A 16,257-nucleotide genomic window follows, 5' to 3' on the forward strand; every position below is an offset into this window, starting at 1 on the left:
CTTGCCTGTGGAAGCAGCTTCTGTGGGAGCAGCCTCCGGGGGAGCAAGCTTTGTGGGGTCGGCGGCTTTTGTGGGAGCGGCTATAGCCCCGATTCCAACATGCAAGGCAGTCGCCTCCATCCCTGACCGTGCAGACAGACGCTCCATCGCGGCTGTAGCCGCTCCCACAGTGTGCCCCTGAGGCCGCCATGCTCTGGGCCTGCATTGCGCTGCCGCGGCTGGCGCTGGACGCTGTCCTCCGCCGTGCGCCGGATCCATCCCGCCCGCTGGCGCTGGTGTCGGGCCCGGCGCAGCTGCGCCATCTGCACGCGGTCAACGCATCGGCGGCAGCCGCCGGCCTGAAATCGGGCATGCGGCTGTCGGCCGCGCATGCGCTGCTGTCCGACGTCGCCATGGTCGAGCACGACCCGGCGTCTGAAGTGCGCTGGCAGTGCTTCCTCGCCGCCTGGGCGTATCGCCACAGCTCGCAGGTCAGCGCGCAGTGGCCGGGTGCGATCGTGCTGGAAGTGCGCGCCAGCTTCCGCCTGTTCGGGCCGTGGCCGCGTTTCGAGGCGCGGCTGCGCGAGGAATTGGACGGCCTCGGCTTCAGCCACCGCATCGCGCTGGCACCGACGCCGCGCGCGGCGTGGGTGTTCGCAGGCCTGCGCGATGGCTTCGCGGTCACCAATGCTGAGGCGATGCGCGAGACGCTGGCGCGGGTGCCGGTGCGCCGCGCGGCGCTGCCCGACGACGCCGGCGAACGCCTGCACCGCATGGGCGTGCGCACGCTCGCTGCGCTTCGGGCGATGCCGCGCGATGGTTTGCGTCGACGCTTTGGCGTCGCGCTGCTCGACCACATCGACCGCCTCCACGGCGACGCCGATGATCCGCTGGATTGCTATGCGCCGCCGGACCACTTCGATGGCCGCATCGAACTCGGCTTCGAGGTCGAAAGCCACCAGGCGCTGCTGTTTCCGCTGCGGCGGCTGATCGCCGACCTCGCCACGTATCTGTCGGCGCGCGATGGTGGCGTGCAGCGCTTCACCCTGCGCCTGGAGCACGAGGCGCGGCATGCGCTGCCTTCGCACGAAGCCGACCAGATGCAGGTGGCGGGGGCTTTGCATACCGACGTCCCGGTCGGCCTGCTGGCCGCCGAGCGCGACGCGACCGTGCTGTTCGACCTCACCCGCAATCGCCTGGAGCAGGCGGCGTTGCCGGCACCGGTGATCGCCGTGCGCCTGCTGGCGCGCGAGCTGCCGCCCTTCGTACCCGCCGCGCGCGACCTGTTCGATACCCGCCCGGCGCAGGCGGTGCCGTGGCCGCAGCTGCGCGAGCGCCTGCGTGCGCGACTGGGCGACGAAGCGGTGCATCGCGTGGCACCGTCGGGCGATCCGCGGCCGGAGCGTGCCTGGCGCCGTGCCGGCGTCGATGACGATGCGGCGTGTGCCGCTCCGGCGCCGCCGCGCCCGCCACGTCCGGCCTGGCTGCTGCCGCGCCCGGTGCCCCTGCGCGATCCGCGGCTGCGCATCGTGTCCGGCCCCGAACGCCTGGAAAGCGGCTGGTGGGACGGCGACGACGCGCGCCGCGACTACTACGTGCTGGAGACCTCGCGCGGGCAGCGCGCCTGGGCCTTCGCGCCACCGGGCGTGCAGGGCGACTGGATGCTGCACGGCTGGTTCGCATGAGCCACGACGACGACCATGGCCTGCCGCCCGGCGTCGCGCCCGATACCCCCGGCGCGCGCGAGCCACGCATCGTGCGCATGCAACGGCGGATGCAGCTGCAGATGCCGCCCGGGGCGGCCAACGATCCCGCCCCCGCCCCGATGCCTCCCTGTGGGAGCGGCTACAGCCGCGATGGCCGTCTGTCCCGGATCGCGGCTGTAGCCGCTCCCACAGGGGCGGGATTGCCGGCCTACGCCGAACTCCACTGCCTCTCCGACTTCAGCTTCCTGCGCGGTGCCGCCAGTGCCGAGGAACTGTTCACCCGCGCCGCCCAGTGCGGTTACGAAGCCCTGGCGATCACCGACGAGTGCTCGCTGTCGGGCATCGTGCGCGCGCACGAGGCGGCGAAGATCACCGGGGTGAAGCTGATCGTGGGTGCCGAGTTCCGGCTCGAGGACGGCCTGCGCCTGGTGCTGCTGGTGGAAAACGCCATGGGTTACACGCAGCTGTGCCGGCTGATCACCACCGCACGCCGCGCGGCGCCCAAGGGCGACTACCGTCTGTCCCGCACCGATGTGGAAACCCTCTGTGGGAGCGGCTATAGCCGCGATAAAAGCACCACCACCCTGGATGGCTCGCCAATCGCGGCTGTAGCCGCTCCCACGGAAGCCAGGGCCATCGCGGCTGTAGCCGCTCCCACGGAAGTCGCGGGGTGCGGACTGTTTGCGCTCTGGCTGCCCGGCCGCGAGCCGGACGTGGAGGAGGGCGCCTGGCTGCGCAACGTGTTCGATGATCGCGCATACCTCGCGGTCGAACTGCAGCGCGAACAGGACGACGATGCGCGCCTCCACCACCTGCTGGCGCTGGCCGCGAACCTCGGGCTCACGCCCTTGGCCAGCGGCGACGTGCACATGGCCACCCGGCGCCAGCGCGTGCTGCAGGACACCGTCACCGCGATCCGCCACGGCCTGCCGCTGGCCGAAGCCGGCGCGCATCTTTTCCGAAACGGCGAACGCCACCTGCGCACGCGGCGCGCGCTGGGCAACATCCATCCACACGGGCTGCTGGCCAATGCGGTGGAGCTCGCCAGGCGCTGCAACTTCTCGATGTCGGAGGTGAAATACACCTACCCGGTGGAGCTGGTGCCCGAAGGCGAGACTCCGGCCAGCCAGTTGCGCAAGCTGACCGAAACCGGCATGCGCAAGCGCTGGCCGGACGGAACGCCGCCTCAGGTCGTCAAGCAGATCGAAGGCGAGCTGGCGCTGATCGCAGAGCTCAAGTACGAGGCGTTCTTCCTCACCGTCGAGGACATCGTCCGCTTCGCCCGCAGCCGCGACATCCTCTGCCAGGGCCGCGGCTCCTCGGCCAACTCCGCGGTCTGCTATGCGCTGGGCATCACCGCGGTCAATCCGACGGAAAGCCGGCTGCTGATGGCGCGCTTCCTGTCGAAGGAACGCAAGGAGCCGCCCGACATCGACGTCGACTTCGAGCACGAGCGGCGCGAAGAGGTCATGCAATACGTCTACGCCAAGTACGGCCGAGAACGCGCCGCGCTGGCCGCCACCGTGATCCGCTACCGGGGAAAAAGCGCGGTGCGCGACGTGGCCAAGGCCTTCGGCCTGCCGCCGGACCAGGTCACCCTGCTCGCGGAGTGCTTCGGCTGGGGCAACGGCGAAACGCCGATGGAGCAGCGCTTGGCCGATGCCGGCTTCGACATCGACAACCCGCTGGTCTCGCGCATCCTTGCCGTCACCACGATGCTGCGCGGCAAGCCGCGGCACCTGTCGCAGCACGTCGGCGGCTTCGTGATCTCCGATGCGCCGCTGTGGCAGATGGTGCCGGTGGAGAACGCGGCGATGGACGATCGCACCATCATCCAGTGGGAGAAGGACGACCTCGAATCGCTGGGCCTGCTCAAGGTCGACTGCCTGGCGCTGGGCATGCTTACCTGCATCCGCAAGGCGCTGGACCTGGTGAAGGCGCACCGCGGCCGCGAACTGGAGCTTGCGACCATCCCGGTCGAAGACAAGCCCACGTACGACATGATCCAGCTCGCCGACACCGTCGGCGTATTCCAGATCGAGTCGCGCGCGCAGATGGCGATGCTGCCGCGGCTGAAGCCGAAGACGTTCTACGACCTGGTGGTCGAGGTCGCGATCGTGCGGCCCGGGCCGATCCAGGGCGACATGGTGCATCCCTACCTCCGCCGGCGCATGCAGAAGGAGGCGGTGACGTATCCATCCCCCGGGATCGAGGAGATCCTCGGCCCCACGCTTGGCGTGCCGCTGTTCCAGGAGCAGGTGATGGAGCTGGTGATCCATGCGGGCTATACGCCCGAAGAGGCCGACCACCTGCGCCGCTCGATGGCCGCCTGGCGCCACGGCGGCGACATGGAGCCGCACCGCCAGCGCATCCGCGCGCTGATGGAGGCGAAGCACTACGCGTCGGAGTTCATCGACCAGATCTTCGAACAGATCAAGGGTTTCGGTTCCTATGGTTTCCCGCAAAGCCACGCGGCCTCGTTCGCCAAGCTGGTGTACGCGAGCTGCTGGCTGAAGCGCCACGAGCCGGCGGCGTTCGCCTGCGCGCTGCTGAACTCGCAGCCGATGGGCTTCTATTCGCCGAGCCAGATCGTGCAGGACGCTCGGCGGGGGAAGGCGGCGCGGGTGGGCGTGGAGGTGCTGCCCGTGGACGTGGCGATCAGCGAGTGGGACTGCACGCTGGAACCCTGCAGGAGCAGCCATGGCTGCGACCCGCACGGGCGACCGTCTCTGCAAGCCCATTCGCAGCCATGGCTGCTCCCACAAAAGCAGTTGGCTATCCGGCTGGGGCTGCGCATGATCCACGGCCTCTCCGAAGCCGTCGCGGACGCCATCGTGGCGGCGCGCGCGCAGCGTCCCTTCCGCGACATCGCCGACCTCTGCCGCCGCGCTAGGCTCGAGGAAAAAGCCCGCACTGCGCTCGCCGAAGCCGGCGCCTTGCAGTCGCTCGCCGGCCATCGCCACGACGCGCGCTGGGTGGTGGCCGGCATCGAACGCCAGCGGCCATTGCTGCCGGGCAGTCCCGACGAAGACGCGGTGGCCTTGCCGGCACCCGGCGCAGGCGAGGACGTGCTGTCGGACTACCGCGCGCTGGGCCTGAGCCTGCGCCAGCACCCGCTCGCACTGCTGCGCGACCAGCTGCGCGCGCGCCGGCTGCTGGCCTCGCACGAGCTGCGCGACCGCCGCCACGGCAGCCACGTGGCCGTGGCCGGCATCGTCACCCAGCGCCAGCGTCCGCAGACCGCCAGCGGCACCATCTTCGTGACCCTGGAAGACGAGGGGGGCATGGTCAACGTGATCGTCTGGCCGCGGGTGGCCGAGCGCCGGCGCAAGGCGCTGCTGGGCGCGACGCTGCTGGTGGTGCGGGGCCGCTGGGAGCGGGTGGATGGCGTGGAGCACCTGGTGGCCGGCGACCTCGAGGACCTGTCGCCGCTGCTCGGCGGCCTGCGCACCGAATCCCGCGATTTTCATTGAAGTTCACCCGGCGTTCCTTTCGCGGGGCCGGGCAGGCCATAGACTGTGGAGCCATGCCCATGCAACCCGCGTCCATGCCGACCCTGCTCCGTGCGCTCGCCCTGTGTGTCCTGCTCGCCGGCTGCGGCGCGCAGTCACCCGCGGCGCCACCCGAGCCAGAGCCCGCGGCGATCGCCGAGGCCAACGGTACGGGCGAATTCATCAGTACGCCCGTCGAAGCGCCGCCCAAGCCCTATGACGTGCGCAAGGGCACCGACTGGCCCGACGCGGCACTGGCCGACGGCACCGCCTCGGTCAGCTGCGAACTCGACTACGCCAACCTGGGCGACGGCACGCCGCTGGCCAACCTCTCATTCCTCGGTGTGGTCGATGCACTGACCCCCTGCAAGGACGTCGGCCTGGTGCGCCTGCGCTACCAGGGCAAGATCAACGCCGGCTTCCACGCCCTGGTCGAGCGCGTGGCCGCGATCGCCGATCGCATGGAGATCGGCAAGCGCGTGCTCGACATCGACTCCAGCGGTGGCCAGGTGGAAGACGCGATCAAGGCCGGCGACGCCATCGGCGCCTCCGGCTGGACGATCTGGGTGCGCGAGGGCGCGAGCTGTCACAGCGCCTGCGTGCTGATCCTCGGCGCCGGCGACGTGCGCATGATCTCGGGCCCCGTCGGCATCCACCGCATCATCCGCATGAGCTCCACCGCCACCTCCCGTGCGCAGCTCAACGAAGAACTGCAGGCGGTCTACGGACGCGTCAAGGAATTCCTGGCGCGCAACGGCGTGGCGGTGGCCGTGGCCGACATGATGATGGCGGTGCCCAACCGCAACCTCCGCCTGCTGACCGCCGACGAGCTGCTGGAATACGGCCTGGACGGCACCAATCCGGCCCAGGACGATCTCGACCGGCTGCAGCTGATGCGCAAGTGCGGCGAAGACTTCGTGCGCCGCCGCGATGCGTTCCAGCGCAACTTCGACCACCAGTGCAAGATGCCCGACCGGGAGCTCGAGGAGCTTACCGACTGCGGTCTGGCGATGCGCGAGCAGTACGGTTTCCCGGACCAGACCTGTCCGGACGACAGTCCGATGAGCGAGTTCGACGTGGTGCGCAGTGCGTTCTTCCAGCGCCGCGCGCCGGCGCGTGAACCGCGCGAGGACGAGGACAGCCGCGGTGGCGATTCGGCTGCTGCACGGGTCGAGTCCACGCCCGCCAATGGCGCGAGTGGTTCTCCCTAGGAAGACCGCGGGGCTGTGGGGCGGCGTGCGGGACGGCGTGTTGGTGGGTACTCCGTGGGCTGACCACGTGGTGGTCTTTATGCCCACTACGTACCCCCCAACCCGCCTCGCAACGCCTTCCCGCGGGCCGCCGGAAACAGCAAAAGCGCGACGCTCTCCCTCCACCCCGCCAACTCAGGCCCGGCGAACTCAGCCCCCGGATTCGGCGAGGAAGCCGCCGGACTGCCGCCGCCAAAGCTGCGCGTAGATGCCGCCGCGGGCCACGAGTTCCTCGTGCGTGCCTTCCTCGACGATCGCGCCGCGATCCATCACCACCAGCCGGTCCATCGCCGCGATCGTCGAGAGGCGGTGGGCGATCGCGATCACCGTCTTGCCTTCCATCAGCCGGTACAGGTTGCCCTGGATCGCGGCTTCGACCTCGGAATCCAGCGCGGACGTCGCCTCGTCCAGCACCAGGATCGGCGCGTCCTTGAGCAGCACGCGCGCGATGGCGACGCGCTGGCGCTGGCCGCCCGAGAGCTTCACGCCGCGCTCGCCGACGTGGGCGTCGTAACCGCGGCGGCCGGCGGAATCGGAGAGCTCGAGGATGAAGTCGTGGGCCTCGGCCTGGCGCGCGGCCTCGATCATCTCGGCCTCGGTGGCGTCCGGACGGCCGTAGAGGATGTTGTCGCGCACCGAGCGGTGCAGCAGCGAGGTGTCCTGGGTGACCACGCCCACGCGCGCGCGCAGGCTGTCCTGCTGCACGCTGGCGATGTCGATGCCGTCGACCCGGATCCGGCCGGACTCGACGTCGTGGAAGCGCAGCAGCAGGTTCACCAGCGTCGACTTGCCGGCGCCCGAGCGGCCGATCACGCCGATGCGCTCGCCCGGGCGTACGTGTAGGTCGAGGTGCTCGATCACGCCCGAGCCCTTGCCGTAGTGGAAGCCGACGGACTCGAAGCGGATGTCGCCGGTGATCGCCGGCAGCTCCGGTGCGTCGGGCGCATCGTCGACCGTCGGCGGCAGCGAGATCGAATTGATGCCGTCCTGCACGGTGCCGATATTTTCGAACAGCGCCGACAGCTCCCACATCACCCACTGGCTCATGCCGACCAGGCGCAGCGCGAGCGCGATGCCGACCGCCAGCGCGCCGGCGCTGATCGCGCCGCCCATCCACAGCCACAGCCCGATCGCGGCTACCGCGAATACCAGGCCCATGTTGAGCGTGTAGTTGCCGGCGCCCACGCGCGTGGCCAGGCGCATCTGCCGGTACACGGTGCCGAGGAAGCCGTCCATCGCTTCGCGCGCATAGGCCTGCTCGCGCCGCGAGTGCGAGAACAGCTTCACGGTGGCGATGTTGGTGTAGCTGTCGACGATGCGCCCGGTCATGTCCGACCTGGCGTCGGCCTGCTCGCGCGAGACGCGCTCCATGCGCGGTACGAAGTACGCCATCAGCAGGATGTAGCCGATCAGCCAGCCGGCGAAGGGCAGCATCAACCGCCAGTCCGCGGCCGCCGCGGCCAGCATCGCGCCGAACACGTACACGAGGATGTATACGCCGACGTCGAGCAGCTTGACCACGGTCTCGCGCACGGCCAACGAGGTCTGCATCAGCTTGGTGGCGATGCGCCCGGCGAACTCGTCCTGGAAATAGCCCATCGACTGCCGCAGCAGGTAGCGGTGCACGTTCCAGCGGATGCGCATCGGGAAGTTGCCGAGCAGCACTTGCAGCTGGACCAGGTTGTCCAGGAACACCAGCAGCGGCAGGCCGATCGCCACCAGCGCCGCCATCCAGACCAGGCGCGGGCCCTCCGCGGCGAGGAAGGTGGCCGGCGTGTGCTCGCCGAGGCGATCCACCAGCGCGCCCAGATAGACATACATGCCCAGCTCGGCCACGGCGATCAGTGCGCCGAGCACGGCCATGAGCGCCAGCCAGCCACCGGTGCCGCGCGTGTAATGCAGGCAGAAGGCGACCAGGCCGCGCGGGGGCTGTCGGGGCGCTGCTTCCGGAAAGGGATCCAGGCGCGATTCGAACCAGCCGAACAGGCCGCGCTGCGGCCGATCTTCAGCGCCCACCGCCACCTCCACCACCGCCACCACCGCCGGAGAAGCCGCCGCCGCCGGCACCCGAGCCGCTGCCCGGCGTCGCGGACGAGGTCGTGATCTGGCTGCTGAGCGCGCTGCCGATCGAGCCGGCAAACCTGCCGATGTCGCCGACGTTCCCGCTGCCGTGGTACCAGGCGATGCCGGCCGTGGCCGCGGCCGCTGCGGCCGAGCCCACGGCGACGGTAAACTTCTTCGTCCAGGCCTCTTCGACGTCAAGGGCGACGGCGTAAGGCAGCAATGCCTCAAAGCGCGTCGCGTCGAGCGGCGGCGGGCGGTCGCCAGTGGGACCCTCGAGGCGCGCGAGGTCGTCCTGCTCGGCGACCTCCAGGTAGCGCTTGAAGCCTTCGATCTCGTCGAGCAGCCGGCGTCCGTCCGGTGTCGGCGCGCCCACGGTGAACGCAAACAGCAGCGCGACCGCCAGCCCGAGCGCGAGCGGCACCAGCGCCCAGGGCATGCCGCCGCCGTTGCTGGCGGCGGTCAGCAGCAGGGTCATCACGGTGGTGGCGGTGAAGATCAGGAAGGCGATCGCGATGCTGCCGCCGTTGTGTCGGAACATCGCGGGCTGGAAGCGCTTGGCCAGCGCCTTGGAGTGCTTGCCGATCGCGGCCTGGATGTGGGCGGCGTTCTCCTTGTCCAGCTCCAGGCGCGGCAGCGAAGGTGGCAGCAGGGCCTCCAGCAGGCGGCGTTCGTCGTCATTGGCAATGGCGGAGGCCGGAACGCCGCTGCGGCGCAGCGTCCATCGATCGCCCAGCAGCCGGTCCTCGTGTTCGATGGACAGCGCGCCCTTCACCGCGCAGGCCAGCAGGTCGGCGGACATGCAGGTGGTGTCGTAGGCGCGGCGCAGCATGTAGCGCAGCGCCGCCGGCGATTCGCCGCGCGGCGGCTCGTACAGGGCGATGACGACGCCGGGCTTCGGGTCGCGACCAACGCGGTGCCAGCGCCTTGCGCAGAAGCCCAGGAGCACCAGCAGGCCCGACAGCGCCGCCACCAGCGACAGGTTGTCGCGCAGCAGCCACAGCACGTTTGCGGCGCGCGAAGGCGCTTCGACGATGCCCTTGGGGAAGGACAGCACGATGGTCAGCCCTTCGCGCGCCTGCAGCGGGTTGGTGAGCGTCCAGCGCACCACGCCGGGGGCCGTGACCGTGGCCTGGTAGTCGCTTCCGCGCACGCCGTAGCGGCCCGAATAGCCTTCGGCGGAGAGCTGGGCCTCGGGCACGGGCTCGGGGAGGCGGACCTCGACGCTGCCCGAATCGATGGTGAAATCCCAGAACTGCCCGATGGCGTTCCAGTACAGCTCGTCGTGGTCGTCGAAGAAGCGCAGCTGGCGCGTGGTCCGGTAGCGCAGGGTGTAGGTGGTGTCGAGCGGCACCGGCAGCATGTCGTCGTTCCCGGTGTTCACGCGCACGGCGTTGTGCAGGCCCTCGGTGAACCAGGGCTCGGGCCGCCCATCGCGTTCGACGCCAAGAACCTCGAATCCGACGACGATGTTGTTGCCCTGCGCGTTCTTGTAGCGGACCGGGAAATCGCGATAGATGCCGCGGCGGATGTTCCGGCCTTCGGCGCGCACGCGGATGCGTTCGGTCACGTCGAGGCTGCCATCGGCCTGGACGTCGACGGTGATGTCGTAGGCCAGGATGCGTTCGGACGCGGCCGCCCAGGCCGGCAGCAGCAGCGCGGCCGCCAGCAGCCAGGCCAGCAGCGCCGCGCGCCGGGGGTTCATTCCTCGAATTCCACCGCGGGCGCCGCGCGGCTGTCGGCGGCGGCCTGGAAGAACGCGGCCTGGCCAAAGCCGAAGGTGCGTGCGACCAGCACGTCGGGCACGCGCTGCACGGCATCGTTGAGGTCGCGCACGGCGCCGTTGTAGTAGCGACGGGCGTACTGCAGCTGTTCTTCGACGTCGACCAGGTCGTCCTGCAGGCGCATGAAATTCTCGCTGGCCCTCAGGTCCGGATAGGCCTCGCGAAGGGCCAGCAGGCGGCCCAGCGCCTGCTCGAGTTCGGTTTCCACCTGGCCCAGTTCGGCCGGGTCGCGCAGGCCGAGCGCGCGGGTGCGCAGCGCGGTGACCGCTTCCAGTACCGCGCCTTCGTGCGTGGCGTAACCCTGTACCGATGCCACCAGCTGCGGCACCAGGTCGTGGCGGCGCTGCAGCTGCACGTCGATGTCCGACCAGGCGGTGGCGGCCTGGTTGCGCAGGCGCACCAGGCGGTTGTAGGCGATCACCGCCCAGGCCACGAACGCGGCGGTGACCACTCCGGCGAGGATCGGTGCGATCACGCGGGCGCCTCCGCGCGGACGTGGACGGCGATGTCGCCCAGCGTCACCACCTGGCCGGCGCGGATCTTGGCGGTCTTGCGCGACTCCACCGCGCCGTCCACCCGCACCGCGCCCGAGGCCACGAGTGCCTTGCCGGCGCCGCCACTGTCGCACAGGCCTGACAGCTTCAGCAGCTGGTTGAGCTCCACGTGTTCACCTTCGAGCTCGAAATCGATCTGTTGCATGGGGGTTCCGTCATCCATCGGTACAGGAGCGTAACCCAGCGCCACGGACCGCGTTAACCTCGGCGCGAGCGTCCCGCCGGGACGCGCAGGGAGACGACCGCGTGAGTACCGAACTGCAGATGCTGGCCTGGGCGATCGCACTGGGCCTGTTCCACCTGATGCTCGACGCCACTCTCAAGACCTCGCAGCGGGGCCTGGCCTGGAACGCCAGCGCCCGGGACGGCGAGCCGAAACCGCTGGACGGGGTCGCGGGGCGGGTCAACCGCGGGTTCCAGAACTTCCTCGAAACGTTCCCGCTGTTCGCCGCGGCGGTGCTGGCGGTGGTGGCCACGGGGCGCGGCGATGCGCAGACGGTGCTCGGCGCGCAGCTCTATTTCTGGGCGCGCCTGGCCTACATCCCGGCCTATGCCTCCGGCGTGCCCTACGTGCGCAGCGCGATCTGGGCGGTGTCGCTGATCGGCGTGGTGATGGTGCTGCTCGCGCTGTTCTGAGTCAGGGGAGCGGGACGCGCACCTGGCGGCCGTCGAGATCCAGCACGACGCCGTCGCGGTCGATGGCGGCGATCGTGGCCTCGCCGACGCGGTCACCTTCGACCTTGCGCTGGCCGTCGATGACCACGAAGCGGCGTGCGGGATCCTCGTTCCACATGTGCATGCTGAGCTTCATCGCCGGCAGGCGCTGGCGCTGCGCGGAGGCGAGCTCGGTGATGCGCGGGATGTCGGCGTCGGGGCGTGTGTCGGGTCGCGGCGCTGCAGCAGTGGAAGCGTCCGTGGTCACGGATCCGGCAGCGGCCCGGGAAGGCGGAGCCGCGGGGGTTGCGGGCAAAGGATCCGCAGCCGCTGCAGCCACGGGTGCAGCGGGCGGGTTGGATGCGGACCCTTCGGAAGGCGCGGGTTCGTCCATGGCAACCGTTCCGGCAGGAGGCGGCGTGGTCGGCGCGATACGTTCGACCCTGGGAAAGGCGTCTCTGACCCCGATTGCGTCAGTGCCGGTGCCCACACGCTCCGCAGGTCCGTCGGCTGGCGGCACTACGGCCAGCATGGGGGCGGCTGGTGTCGTGTCCGCGCGGTCGTCGGCATCAGAGCCGCCATCGCGCGGCCAGAGCGCATACAGCATGGCGGACAACACGACTACCACGCCGGCGATCCACGTCCACGCGGGCACGGCGGGGCGCCTGGACGCCGCCACGGGCGGCAGCTCCACGCGCAGCCCGGGCGCTTCGCCGCGGCGGCGTTCGGCTTCCGACTTGCGCAGGGCTTCGAGGATCAGGGACATGCGCGCGCCTCAGTCCAGGGTCCGGGCCAGGCGTGGTCCGGCATCACCGGCGGCCAGCGCGAACAGGGTTTCCGGGCCGACCACGCCGTCGACCGCGAGGCCGCGCGCGCGCTGGAAGCGGCGCACCGAATCCGTCAGCGCGGGGTCGTAGGGCGCGCCCACGGCGGCTTCGGCAGCCACGCCTTCGCGCACCAGGCGTTCGCGCAGCCAGTCCACCGCTGCGCCACTGTCGCCGCGTGCGGGTGCGGGCACGAGATCCACGGTCGCGCGCCACACGGCTGCATAGCGCCCCGGCCAAGCGCGCTGGAGGGCGCTGCGATCGACATCGACCGTGGCATCGCCAAGCAGCAGGCGCGCGCGATGGCCGTCCGAACCGAGCAGCAGCGCCCAGGTGCGGCCGCCGTCGGCTTCGAGCTGGAGCAGCGCCGGCCGTCCGATGGCGGCCAGGCGGTCGAGGTGCGCGGTGGCGCCCACGCAATAGGTGCCCGACGCAAGCATCGGCGCGCAGCCGCTTGCCGCGCGTGCGTCCTCCGCGGTGTGCGGCAGCGACCAGGCGGCCAGCAATGCCTGCCAGGCGGCATCGCGCGCGGTCGTGCTGGATGCGGCGTCGATGCGTGCGGCGAGGCCGGCTTCGTCCACCGTGATCGCAGGCGACGGGCGCGCATCGCTTCCGTCCGCCGTCGTCGCATCGTCGACGATGCCGTGGCCGTCGCCGTCGCCGTCGCCGCCGCCGATTCCCAGCCTGGTCGCGCTGTCGTGAGCCCCGGATGCGGCCGTGCCATCCGTGGTGCTCCCGCCCGTAAGCGCCACTGCATCGGCCGGCCTGTCCGCACGCGGCCAGAGCGCCGCCGCTGCGATCACGACCACCGCCGTGGCCGCGATGCCGGCGCCCGCCAGCAGCCAGGGCCGCGGCCGGCTGTGCGTGGATGCCAGCGGCTGCAGCGTTTCACGCGCGGCTTCCTCCACCAGCACGGCGTCGATCGTCGCGCGGTCGCGCGCGTAGCCGGCAAGCAGCGCGCGCTCGGCGATCACGTTGACCAGGCGCGGGATGCCGCCGCTGCGCAGGTGGATGCGCTGCACCGCGCCGGCATCGAAGGGGAAGTGCTGGCCACCGGCGATGCGGAACCGGTGGCGCAGGTAGTCGGCGGTGCCGGCGGCTTCGAGCGGGGTGAGGTGGAAGCGGGCGGTGATGCGCTGGGCCAGCTGCCGCAGGTCCGGGCGCGCGAGCATGTCGCGCAGCTCGGGCTGGCCGATCAGGATCACCTGCAGCAGCTTCTGGGTATCGGTTTCGAGGTTGGTGAGCAGGCGCACCTGTTCCAGCGTTTCCACCGGCAGCGCCTGCGCCTCGTCGACCAGCAGCACCACGCGCAGCCCCTGTGCATAGGCTTCAAGCAGGTGGACGTTGAGCGCGTCGACCAGGGCCTTGGCGTTGCCGCGGCGGTCGTCGAGGTCGATGCGCAGCTCCTCGCACACCGTTTCCAGCAGCTGCACCGGATCCTGCCGCGGGTTGAGCACCAGCGCCACGCGGGCGTTGTCCGGAAGCTGCCCCAGCAGCAGCCGGCTGAGGGTGGTCTTGCCGGTGCCGACTTCGCCGGTGAGCTGCACGAAGCCGCCGCCGCCGCCCTGGGTGATACCGAACAGCAGGTGTGCGAGCGCGTCGCGGTGGCGCTCGCCAAGGAAGACGAAGCGCGGATCCGGCGTGATCGAGAACGGTGGCTCGGTGAGGCCGTAGTGCTCGAGGTACATGCGCTCAGTCTGTCACGTCGCGCGCTTCGCCCACCGCCAGGGCCTCGGGATGGGTGATGCGCCGCGGCCGCGCCAGCACCGGGTGCACGAGCACGGCGGCGAGGATGATCGCCACCCCCAGGTAGAACGGCAGGCTCAGCTCCTGCTGCTCGGACAGCAGCACGATGGCCAGCACGATGGCGTAGACCGGCTCCAGGTTGACCGCGAGCTGCGCCGAGAACGCGCTCATGTGGCGCAGCGCCACCAGCGAGAGCGCAAACGGGAACAGCGTGCAGGCGAAGGCCAGCAGCAGCAGGTAGCTGGCGTCCGCCGCGCCCGGCAGGGTGAACAGCGGGCCGGCCAGGGCCGGGAACACGAAGGGCATCAGCGGTGCGAGCAGGGTCAACGCGAGCGTGCCGGCGCCGAGTTCAACGGCGGTCACGACCAGCGGATCGGCATGGTCGACCAGGCGCTTGTTGAGCGAACCGAACAGGGCCACGAACAGCGCCGATACCGCCCCCACCGCCACGCCGATGCGCATGCCGTCGGGAATGCCACCCACGACCAGGGCCACGCCTGGCAGTACCGAAATGCCCAGTGCGAGCTCGGCGCGCGAGAAGCGCCGCTTCGCGAGCCGCGGTTCGATCATCGCCACGAACACCGTGGCCAGCGCCATGCAGGTGGCCGCCACCGAGGCGTTGGCGAGCTTCACCGCGCCGTAGAAGGTCAGCCAGTGCAGGGCCACCAGCACGCCGATGCCGGCGTAGGACAGCAGCAATCGCCGCGGCAGGGCGCGCAGCCCGCGCCAGACCCGCGGCAGCAGCGCCAGCGCTGCGACCACCAGCAGCATGCGCCACCACACCAGCGGCAGCGCCTGCAGCGTGATCAGCTTGCCGAGGATCGCGGTGAAGCCCCAGAGCACCACGCACAGGTGGATCTGCAGCTGGGCCCTGGTTGTCGGGGTCATGGGGTATCGCCAGGAATGGTGAGGCGATTATCGGCGGGGAACGGGCCCGGCGGCGAGGTGGCGTTGGGCCCTTGCAAGCCAGGCGCCGTTGACCGCCCAGACCAGGGCGATGCCGGACCCGATCACCATGGCCACCGCCGGCTGCTGGGCCACCATGTCGATGCCCGTCTTGACCCAGCCGCTGACCGCGTCGGCGCCGCGGTAGACCACGGTGTCGTTGAAGTTCTTGGCCTTGTACTTGGCTTCCGGCGCGACCACGGTATAGAGCATTTCCCGGCCCGGTCGCACGAAGGCGTACTCGCCGGCGCGGCGCACCACCATCACCACCGCAAGCACCGCGAACACCGGCGCGAACGCCAGCCACAGGAAACCCGCGGCCACCACCAGCGGCACCGCCACCAGCAGTACGCCCACGCCCAGCGACTTCGCCACCCGCCCGGTGATGAACAGCTGCGACAGGATGGCCAGCGTCTGCACGAGGGTGTCGATGATCCCGAACACGCGGGTCTGGTCCTTCGGGTCCGGGAACCGCGCTTCCACCAGCGCCGCCTGCTCGAAGTAGAGGAAGGTGGTGACGCTGGCCAGCAGCAGCACGAAGGTGGCGATACCGAGCAGGTAGGGCGAGCGCAGCACGTCGATGGCGCCGGCCAGCGGACTGCCGCCGAGCGGCTGCTGGCGCGGCATGTCGGCGTCGCCGGTCAGGGGGCGCGCGTCGCGCCAGCGGTGCACGCGCCAGGCCGCCATCGCGGCCGCGGCCAGCAGCGCCGCCGACAGCAGCGACAGCCCCGCATAGCCCAGCGGTCCGACCAGGAACACGCCAAGCAGCGGCCCCACCAGGCCGCCGAGGCTGGCGCCGGCCGCCATCAGCGCGAACAGGCGGCGGGACTGCGCAGTGGTGAACACGTCCACCAGCACGCTCCAGGCCACCGAGATCGCGATCATGTTGAACACCGACAGCCAGATGTAGAACGCGCGCGCGATCCAGGGGTCGCCCGGCATCGCCACGAAGCAGGCGGCGAACGCCAGCAGGTTGCTGACGAAGAATCCGTAGACCCAGTACAGGATGTTCCGCCGGCGCACCCGGCCGGCGATCCAGCCGAACAGCGGCATCGCCGCCAGCGTCGCGACGAAGGTGCCGGTGAACAGCCACTGCAGGTTGCGCACGCCACCGGCGATGCCCATCGTTTCGCGCACCGGCCGCAGCATGAAATAGCCCGCGAACAGCAGGAAGAACATGGCGAAGCCGGCCATCACGGCGCCGGCTTCGTCGTCTTCCACGTTGAAGGCGCGCTGCAGCCAGCGCGTGGCGGCGGTGGCCAT

Annotated in this window: 12 protein-coding genes; 4 read left to right on the forward strand and 8 right to left on the reverse strand. The window is 70.6% G+C overall.

Annotation, left to right across the window (positions count from 1 at the left end; translation table 11 throughout):
- Positions 1-188 precede the first annotated feature (188 nt).
- Genes ACW5E8_RS02760 through ACW5E8_RS02770 form a run of 3 tightly spaced genes read left to right on the forward strand, consistent with a single transcriptional unit; the run spans position 189 to position 6,387 of the window.
- Entirely contained in the window at positions 189-1,664 is a 1,476-nt protein-coding gene (locus ACW5E8_RS02760) for a Y-family DNA polymerase (protein ID WP_456963966.1), read from the forward strand.
- Positions 1,661-5,158, forward strand: a complete 3,498-nt coding sequence (locus ACW5E8_RS02765) for an error-prone DNA polymerase (RefSeq protein WP_456963967.1) — start codon at positions 1,661-1,663, stop codon at positions 5,156-5,158. Before ACW5E8_RS02760 ends, ACW5E8_RS02765 begins: the two co-directional genes overlap by 4 nt.
- 59 nt (positions 5,159-5,217) lie before the next feature.
- Complete coding sequence (locus tag ACW5E8_RS02770; protein ID WP_456963968.1) at positions 5,218-6,387, forward strand: hypothetical protein; 1,170 nt, start codon at positions 5,218-5,220, stop codon at positions 6,385-6,387.
- Positions 6,388-6,576: 189 nt separating this feature from the next.
- Here ACW5E8_RS02770 and ACW5E8_RS02775 read toward each other — a convergent pair whose 3' ends face one another.
- The 4 genes from ACW5E8_RS02775 to ACW5E8_RS02790 are packed head-to-tail and all read right to left on the reverse strand — an operon-like array spanning position 6,577 to position 10,970.
- Entirely contained in the window at positions 6,577-8,412 is a 1,836-nt protein-coding gene (locus tag ACW5E8_RS02775) for an ABC transporter ATP-binding protein (RefSeq protein WP_456965221.1), read from the reverse strand.
- 19 nt (positions 8,413-8,431) lie between these two features.
- Entirely contained in the window at positions 8,432-10,192 is a 1,761-nt protein-coding gene (locus tag ACW5E8_RS02780) for a DUF2207 domain-containing protein (protein WP_456963969.1), read from the reverse strand.
- Positions 10,189-10,746: a LemA family protein gene (locus ACW5E8_RS02785; RefSeq protein ID WP_456963970.1), complete on the reverse strand. Its 558-nt coding sequence runs from the start codon at positions 10,744-10,746 to the stop codon at positions 10,189-10,191. The genes ACW5E8_RS02780 and ACW5E8_RS02785 overlap by 4 nt, the downstream gene beginning before the upstream one ends.
- Positions 10,743-10,970: an RNA-binding S4 domain-containing protein gene (locus tag ACW5E8_RS02790; protein WP_456963971.1), complete on the reverse strand. Its 228-nt coding sequence runs from the start codon at positions 10,968-10,970 to the stop codon at positions 10,743-10,745. The genes ACW5E8_RS02785 and ACW5E8_RS02790 overlap by 4 nt, the downstream gene beginning before the upstream one ends.
- Positions 10,971-11,089: 119 nt before the next feature.
- On the opposite strand from ACW5E8_RS02790, the gene ACW5E8_RS02795 reads away from it, so the two are divergent.
- Positions 11,090-11,461 (forward strand): MAPEG family protein, encoded by a 372-nt coding sequence (locus ACW5E8_RS02795; protein WP_456965222.1) that lies wholly within the window; start codon positions 11,090-11,092, stop codon positions 11,459-11,461.
- A 1-nt stretch (position 11,462) separates the two neighbouring features.
- Here the strand turns inward: ACW5E8_RS02795 and ACW5E8_RS02800 are convergent, their stop codons facing one another.
- From ACW5E8_RS02800 to ACW5E8_RS02815, 4 genes are read right to left on the reverse strand one after another with little or no spacing between them, the layout of a single operon-like run.
- Entirely contained in the window at positions 11,463-12,245 is a 783-nt protein-coding gene (locus ACW5E8_RS02800) for a general secretion pathway protein GspB (RefSeq protein WP_456963972.1), read from the reverse strand.
- 9 nt (positions 12,246-12,254) lie between these two features.
- Positions 12,255-13,991: an AAA family ATPase gene (locus tag ACW5E8_RS02805; RefSeq protein ID WP_456963973.1), complete on the reverse strand. Its 1,737-nt coding sequence runs from the start codon at positions 13,989-13,991 to the stop codon at positions 12,255-12,257.
- 4 nt (positions 13,992-13,995) lie between these two features.
- A complete protein-coding gene (locus ACW5E8_RS02810) occupies positions 13,996-14,937 on the reverse strand; it encodes an EamA family transporter (RefSeq protein ID WP_456963974.1) in 942 nt (313 codons plus the stop codon).
- Between the two features lie 27 nt (positions 14,938-14,964).
- Positions 14,965-16,257: an NTP/NDP exchange transporter gene (locus ACW5E8_RS02815; protein WP_456963975.1), complete on the reverse strand. Its 1,293-nt coding sequence runs from the start codon at positions 16,255-16,257 to the stop codon at positions 14,965-14,967.

The sequence above is a fragment of the Luteimonas sp. A649 genome (assembly GCF_054072735.1).

Excerpts from the sequence above, each read along its gene's own strand:
- ACW5E8_RS02770 (WP_456963968.1), top strand. The coding sequence starts at position 5,218 with ATGCAACCCGCGTCCATGCCGACCCTGCTCCGTGCGCTCGCCCTGTGT.
- ACW5E8_RS02810 (WP_456963974.1), bottom strand. The coding sequence starts at position 14,937 with ATGACCCCGACAACCAGGGCCCAGCTGCAGATCCACCTGTGCGTGGTG.
- ACW5E8_RS02760 (WP_456963966.1), top strand. The coding sequence starts at position 189 with ATGCTCTGGGCCTGCATTGCGCTGCCGCGGCTGGCGCTGGACGCTGTC.
- ACW5E8_RS02765 (WP_456963967.1), top strand. The coding sequence starts at position 1,661 with ATGAGCCACGACGACGACCATGGCCTGCCGCCCGGCGTCGCGCCCGAT.
- ACW5E8_RS02805 (WP_456963973.1), bottom strand. The coding sequence starts at position 13,991 with ATGTACCTCGAGCACTACGGCCTCACCGAGCCACCGTTCTCGATCACG.
- ACW5E8_RS02790 (WP_456963971.1), bottom strand. The coding sequence starts at position 10,970 with ATGCAACAGATCGATTTCGAGCTCGAAGGTGAACACGTGGAGCTCAAC.
- ACW5E8_RS02780 (WP_456963969.1), bottom strand. The coding sequence starts at position 10,192 with ATGAACCCCCGGCGCGCGGCGCTGCTGGCCTGGCTGCTGGCGGCCGCG.
- ACW5E8_RS02815 (WP_456963975.1), bottom strand. The coding sequence starts at position 16,257 with ATGGCCACCGCCGCCACGCGCTGGCTGCAGCGCGCCTTCAACGTGGAA.
- ACW5E8_RS02800 (WP_456963972.1), bottom strand. The coding sequence starts at position 12,245 with ATGTCCCTGATCCTCGAAGCCCTGCGCAAGTCGGAAGCCGAACGCCGC.
- ACW5E8_RS02795 (WP_456965222.1), top strand. The coding sequence starts at position 11,090 with ATGCTGGCCTGGGCGATCGCACTGGGCCTGTTCCACCTGATGCTCGAC.